The organism is Oribacterium sp. HCP28S3_H8, from assembly GCF_052064775.1.
Taxonomy (GTDB): domain Bacteria; phylum Bacillota; class Clostridia; order Lachnospirales; family Lachnospiraceae; genus Oribacterium.
Genome location: NZ_JBQHUZ010000021.1, coordinates 1 through 6,803 on the forward strand (window position 1 = coordinate 1; position 6,803 = coordinate 6,803).

Here is a 6,803-nt window from a genome sequence, read left to right on the forward strand (position 1 = left end):
TCCGGTTAGTTTTTTGTTTGAGCACTTAAAATTTTACCCAAAGGTACTAGTCATGTCTATTTTTTTATTCGGTTTTAAAAGAATTTGCGCAATTAATTATACGTTATCAAAGTGTCAATGTCAGTCTGGCGTGTAAAATACACCCCCCTATCAAATCGTGCACTCCCCCTTTTATGATTCTAATAGTAACAAAAATCCTGTTCCAATATAGGGACAATAAAAAAACTTCCTCAATAATATCGACTAAGGAAGTTAATGAATATTCATTATTATTTGCTCGAAACCCCGAGTAAACGGGATAGGAAGTTACAATCAATTACAGCGCTCAACACTAGTACCAAAAAAGATAAAATTGTTAAGATATTACTAATCATAGACATCCCTCCTCGTATACTTGCTAATGTTTTATGTCCTCGTTTATACATGTTAGCATACACCATTTCTGGTTCCGGAGCAGGACACTTATATTATATCATGCCTTCATTAGATTCTCAATTAGTTGCATATAAGAATAAATGGTATACATATTATTCCATTTTTCTTTCTTAGGAAGCAACTTACTTAAAAACAATATCGCTTTATCCCCATATTTCGCATTCAACAAGCTTAGCACCCAGTGATTAAGCTTGTTCTTATTAACATGTAATACTCTTGCATCAAATATCGATTCATTTTGGGCCAATGCAAGTAATCGGGACTCAACAGCGCTATTCAAATCAATTCTATTATATGTCTTCAGAATATTTATTTCAGGATTATCAAAATCGAGATTCTTTACTTCTTTGAAATTTGTGCAAATAAAAACTACATTTTCAAAAATAGCATCCTTAAAATCTGCATCTCTAAGGTTGCAGTTATAAAATACCACATTCTTAAAGCTGGTATTTTTAAATGATGTTCCCCGTAAGTTACAATTAAAAAAATCAATCCCAATAAGATTAGCATTTCTAAAATTGCAATTTGTCATTATAGAAGCTTGATATTTTACGTTATAGAAACGGGTTCCCACAAAACATAGCTTATGCATGTTCGCTTTATAATTATATTTGTTTGAAACTCCGCTTAGTTTTTTTGAGCAATGTGTCAAGGTAAAAAATATGGGTTTTCCCATTCTTGCTCTTATTGCATTTCGATTAATCATTTTCCTTCTTCTTTTAGCTACTTGCTTTTTCTTTCCACGTCCCAATTATTCTCTCCAATTTTTTATATGTTTTGGTCTTAATGTGTTCTATACTCATCCAAAATCACTGCTGCACTTTCGTCATTACATTTAATAAGCGCATTCAAGATTCTCTCATACGCATCATGATAATCCTGATCAGCCTTAACAACATCTGAAAACTTAAGCAGAACCTTAAGTACAATTGATTTCAAGATAAGAACACAGTTTTTGTCAGATACTTCTCCAGTTTCAGACAGCGCTTCAACTACTTCAGCGAGAACCGGTAAAACTTCTGGTAATAATTCATCAAATTTCATTTGATACATAGACATTACTACATCTTTTTCATGTCCCTTATGATACTTTCCCCATAATCTGCATAAAAATGTTTTATCATTGTAAGAATAATGGGTTGTATACTTATTCCAGTTACTTTCAAACCGTTCATAATCAAAAATAAGTATTCTCTCCAATCCATTTTTTACAAACGGAACTTGAATCCTATCGATAAAGCTTTCTGCGTATTCGAGACATTTACGTAGTTGTATCCTTTTCCCATCATTTTCATATGAGTCAAAATATAAAGCCCCCACATGCTCGAAAATTGATATATATGCCTTAATAGTATCGTTGCTAAACATCTGATAATCCACATTATCAAATAATAGATTTATCGCTTCCTGATAACTACCATTATCTTCACTCAATTCTCTTTCGAACAATTTCTTAAAATCAAGTCTCTGATAATACGTATTCATAATAGAATCCCTATTATCTTCACTTAGTTCTTTAATAAATATAGGCATCACTTTCTTAGCAAAATCCACGAAATCTGAATCAGATAGTTTTAAACCTACATTCATTGCAACAAAAAGAAGTCCTGGATCTAATTCTTCTATCTTTATCGCTGAAAGATCCAAGCTTTTCTCTTTATACAAGTAGTCTTCTATTATGCTATCTTTCTTAGAAACATATACTTTTTTCCCATAAGCCTTAACAATATCATCTGGTTTAGGTAAACCATAAGCAGCAGGAATACTATATGTTTTACGTCTGCATTTTTTCATGATTTTTTGCTTGTAAATTGTATGATTCCATTCATCATGTGCACAACAAATAATTGTGTTAAAAAAGATCCGCGCCACCCTAGGATTGTTGAATAAGTAAGTTGTAATTAGATTACGCAAGAGACCAATCTGCCCATTTGCCCCACTATTCATAAGACATGCAACCATAAATCTCTTTAATCTGTTTCTACTCTCATCACCTATGTCCTTTGAATATTGCGCAATCAATGCTGCCGATAGTTTCAAATCGGCTACATAACTATTTCCAGAATGAAGATTTTCGATTCGATCGAGCCATTTATTGACATATTCCTTCCTCTTTTCTTTTGCAAGATTATCATCCCTAAAGGCAACGCATAGGGCCAATATGTAATAATTTTCATATCGAACTTCATCTTCTGGAGATTGCATCAATGACTCTAATTGTTCTATCAAATCATGTACTTCATGAATATCCGCTTTTTTATCTATAATATCCTTAAATTTAGTCAACACTTCATTTTGCGGTTCATTATTTTTTTCGTTAGCATCAACTATTTCCTGCGTTTCCTTTGAAAGTTTCGGTTCTATTGAGATATATTTATCTTCTATAATTCTCACATTGGCATTACGCATATCCATTTTCTGAACCTGCAATAAAGCATGCGCATCTTTGGAATCTATCTTTTCATAAAGATAAGTCAATGTACTTATGCATTTTTCTCTAACGTCTTCCTTTTCCGCCGTCAACTGACACCAGGCCATATAGTCCTGTATTCCTCGAAACATCGTTTCTCGATGCGAATATCTACCATTAAAATCAGGAATTCCAACAGCCAACTTGATTTGATCTAATAACAGTTTCTTTTCTGGCGTCATTATCCTATGCACTTGCCACTGAATATCCCATGATATAACTTCCAGGCTTGATGCTAATTCTATAGCATATGCAGGAAGCGAGCTCTTAAATTCAAATGCAATATCCTCAATAACAGTCAAGAGGATTACATTTGTCGACTTTTCCATAATCTGCTCTTTAATATATGTCGCAAAGTGATTAAATAACTCACTATCTTCCTCACATACATGAAGTATTTGAATAGCAGACTCTCTCAGCCAATACACCATGTCCCCAATTAGAGTAGGAATCCTATTCTCTTCCAGAAAACCACATTTCGACTGAACCAAGATACTTTTTTTCAGACTTATGTGCGCTATCAAACAAAACAATTTCTTCTACTCTATTTGAGTCTTCAGCAGAATAAATGGAAACAAGTTTATTAATTAAGGTTATAGTCCATATCAAAGCATCTTTAAACTTTCTTTGATATATCAATCGCAAGAATATTTCATTATTAACATTCCGGTGCTTATAATGGTAATCTTTTCCTTCACCTCGTAATCCCCACTGAAAATCACGACTAATCCCGTCACCATATAATTGACGGCTGATAATATCTCTTTTATTTTCTTCAATCCAAATGGTTTCAGCTATCTTAAATAATTCGGCACACAATCCATCTACCAATGGTTGGGTAGCATGATCAATCGTCCATGAGATTATTTCCGCAGCAATTCTAGTCTTTGATTCATCTTCAACATACAAGCTTTGCAACATTTTCCAAAAGTCAATTATCCATGAACGTGCGATTTTATGAATATTATGGGGTATTTTGCAGCAGTAGACCGGAGCTAGAGCAGCACCATTCCGGGTAAGATGACAGCACCATTCCGGGAGTATAGCCGCACCGAACGACCTTTCTTATAATGAATTCATACATCGGATTCGATGTAAATTTATTATAAGGAGGTCATTTATGACCAAGTATCGTGAAATCCTAAGGTTGTCAGCCTTGGGGTTATCCTTACGAAACATCGAGAAAAGTCTCCATGTTTCGCAGCACACTATCATGAAGGTGCAACGGCGCGCAAAGGAATTGTCCATTGTCTGGCCGCTGGATGAAACCTTCACAGACGAAGTGCTGGAACAGCAGATGTTTCCGAAAAGCACTGCGTCGAAAAGTACAAAACGCATGCCAGACTATGACTACGTCCGAAAGGAACTGTTACGGAATGGTGTCAACAAAAAGCTCCTCTGGACAGAATACCTCGAGGAGTGTCAACGAAATGGAGACGACGCATTGATGTATTCTCAGTTCTGCTATTACATTCAGCAGAACGAGCAAAAGCGCCGTGCGACGATGCACATCCCAAGGAAACCTGGACAGCAGATCGAGGTTGATTGGGCCGGAGATCCGGCCGAAATTATCGATCCGTATACTGGAGAAATCACCAGTGCCTGGATATTTGTGGGTGTCATGACCTATAGCCAATACGCATTTGTAGAGGCGTTTATCAACGAACAGCAAAAGGCCTGGATCACAGCTCACATTCACATGTACGACTTTTTCGGTGGCGTCACTCCTATACTGGTTCCAGACAACGCTCCGACCGCAACCAATCGAAAGCAAAGCGATAAGTACGAGCCAGTCCTGATCAAATCCTATGAGGAACTGGCACAGCATTACAACACTGCCATCATTCCTGCACGTGTTCGCACACCGAAGGATAAGCCGAATGCTGAAGGAAACGTCGGGCATGTCTCCACCTGGATCACAGCAGCATTGCGTAACGAGCAGTTTTTCTCGCTGGCAGAGCTTAATACTGCAATTCGTAAGAAACTAAAAAAATACAATGATGCACCTTTCCAAAAGAAAGATGGTAGCCGACAGCAGCTGTTCCTCGAAGATGAGAAACCCTTACTTATGCCTCTGCCAGCTACCCGTTTCGAACTTTCAGAACTACGTACCGCCACAGTACAGTTCAACTATCACATCGCCGTAGACAAGATGTACTACTCGGTGCCTTATCAGTATATCAAAGATAAGGTTGATGTGCGAATGACCGATACCACGATTGAGATTTTTAAAAATCATCGACGGATTGCTTCGCATAAACGTCTGTATGGACGTCCTGGTCAGTATTCTACTGTGACAGAACATATGCCACAAGACCATCAGAAATATCTGGAGTGGAATGGCGATCGCTTCCGTGAATGGGCGGAAACGATTGGAATAAATACCTACAAAGTCGTAGACTGCATACTTACCTCCGGGCGGATCGAACAACAGTCTTACAGGGCTTGCATGGGACTTCTCAAACTTGCAGAGAGACAAACTCCACAGAAGCTTGAGAACGCCTGTGCAAGGGCACTGAAGTACTCAAATTCGCCAAGTTATAAAAGTATCAAAAACATCCTGAGCGCTGATAAAACGGTTCAACCGGAATTCGTCAGGACGGCGAAAACGCAGGATAGCGAAGAACAGCATGGCATTACTCGTGGTGCCGGATACTATGGAGGGAAAAGATCATGACTAATCAGAGCATCATTGACAAACTGATCGAAATGCACATGACTCCTATGGCGGATGCGTTTCGTATTCAGATGAACGATTCGTCCATGAGAGAGGTTCCTTTCGAGGATCGCTTTGGGATGCTCGTTGACCACGAATACACTGAGCGAAAAAAACAATCGCCTAAAAAGGCTGATTCGTAATGCTGAGTTTGAGCAACCGGATGCTTGTATTGCCGCAGTGGATTATGACCATAACAGGAAAGTGAACCGGATGCTGGTTGAACGTCTGGCAACCTGCGAATACATAACAGAGTACAGGAACATCTTTATCACAGGAGCAACGGGAAGCGGGAAAACCTATATGGCTTGTGCATTTGGCATGGAAGCCTGTAAGCATTTCTACACCGTTAAGTATGTTCGTGTGCCGGACTTGCTTTTGGATCTTCGCGCAGCAAGAGACGAGGGTCACTTTTCAGATACACTGAAGAAGTATACGAATCCAACCTTGCTCATTCTTGATGAGTGGCTCCTGATGAGAATCAAAGAAGATGATTCATCAAACCTGCTGGAACTCATCCATAAGCGCCGTAAGCACTCATCCACTATTTTTTGTTCACAATACAGAGATGATGAATGGTATGAGAAGTTGGGTGGAAAGGATAACCCTCTGACAGATGCCATCATGGATCGGATCGCGTTTGATTCGTATAAAATACCTATCACCAGTCTGGATCCAACTAAAGACATCTCCATGAGAGAAATCTATGGCCTAGATCCATCTGAAGTTGAGTAAAATCAGAAAACCGAAAAATGCTGGTGGACCGTCTGGCTGATTCTTAGCTCAGGCGGCTCCGCCGCATAATTATCTCACGGCACTGCTGTTTTTGCCGGACAGTTGCTGCTCAAAATTCCGGACTTGCGCCTCCGGCGCAACGGAATAATCAGAATGGGCAAACTTCCGGACGAGAATGTAGAAGGCATACCAATCTGCCGTGGTGTGATTTAATTTATTATTCACCTTCGAAATAACATTGACAAAATGCATAGCAAGCACAGCTGACGCTGAGCCCGGTTGCAACGTAAAAGCAATGATGAGAAGGATGGATAGGATTACAAGTAGGATGGAAATAGATAACGTATAATTAATTGCGCAAATTCTTTTAAAACCGAATAAAAAAATAGACATGACTAGTACCTTTGGGTAAAATTTTAAGTGCTCAAACAAAAAACTAACCGGAGG

General features: G+C 38.5%; 5 protein-coding genes and 1 pseudogene. 2 read left to right on the plus strand and 4 right to left on the minus strand.

Annotated elements, in window-relative coordinates:
* Positions 1 to 472: 472 nt before the first annotated feature.
* From ACTNEN_RS13175 to ACTNEN_RS13185, 3 genes are all read right to left on the minus strand, one after another.
* Positions 473 to 1,186, minus strand: a complete 714-nt coding sequence (locus ACTNEN_RS13175; protein ID WP_441206935.1) for a pentapeptide repeat-containing protein — start codon at positions 1,184 to 1,186, stop codon at positions 473 to 475.
* 32 nt (positions 1,187 to 1,218) lie between these two features.
* A complete protein-coding gene (locus ACTNEN_RS13180) occupies positions 1,219 to 3,234 on the minus strand; it encodes a hypothetical protein (RefSeq protein WP_441206936.1) in 2,016 nt (671 codons plus the stop codon).
* Between the two features lie 124 nt (positions 3,235 to 3,358).
* Positions 3,359 to 3,814 (minus strand): hypothetical protein, encoded by a 456-nt coding sequence (locus ACTNEN_RS13185; RefSeq protein ID WP_441206937.1) that lies wholly within the window; start codon positions 3,812 to 3,814, stop codon positions 3,359 to 3,361.
* Between the two features lie 211 nt (positions 3,815 to 4,025).
* Here ACTNEN_RS13185 and istA point away from each other — a divergent pair, with 211 nt between their 5' ends.
* The gene (istA, locus tag ACTNEN_RS13190; protein ID WP_441206938.1) at positions 4,026 to 5,582 is read left to right on the plus strand and encodes an IS21 family transposase; all 1,557 of its coding nucleotides are present in this window, start codon (positions 4,026 to 4,028) and stop codon (positions 5,580 to 5,582) included.
* Positions 5,579 to 6,356, plus strand: a pseudogene (locus ACTNEN_RS13195) (ATP-binding protein). Before istA ends, ACTNEN_RS13195 begins: the two are co-directional and overlap by 4 nt.
* Before the next feature lie 69 nt (positions 6,357 to 6,425).
* Here the strand turns inward: ACTNEN_RS13195 and ACTNEN_RS13200 are convergent.
* On the minus strand, positions 6,426 to 6,803 hold a 378-nt coding region (locus ACTNEN_RS13200; protein ID WP_441206939.1), incomplete at its 5' end, for a hypothetical protein.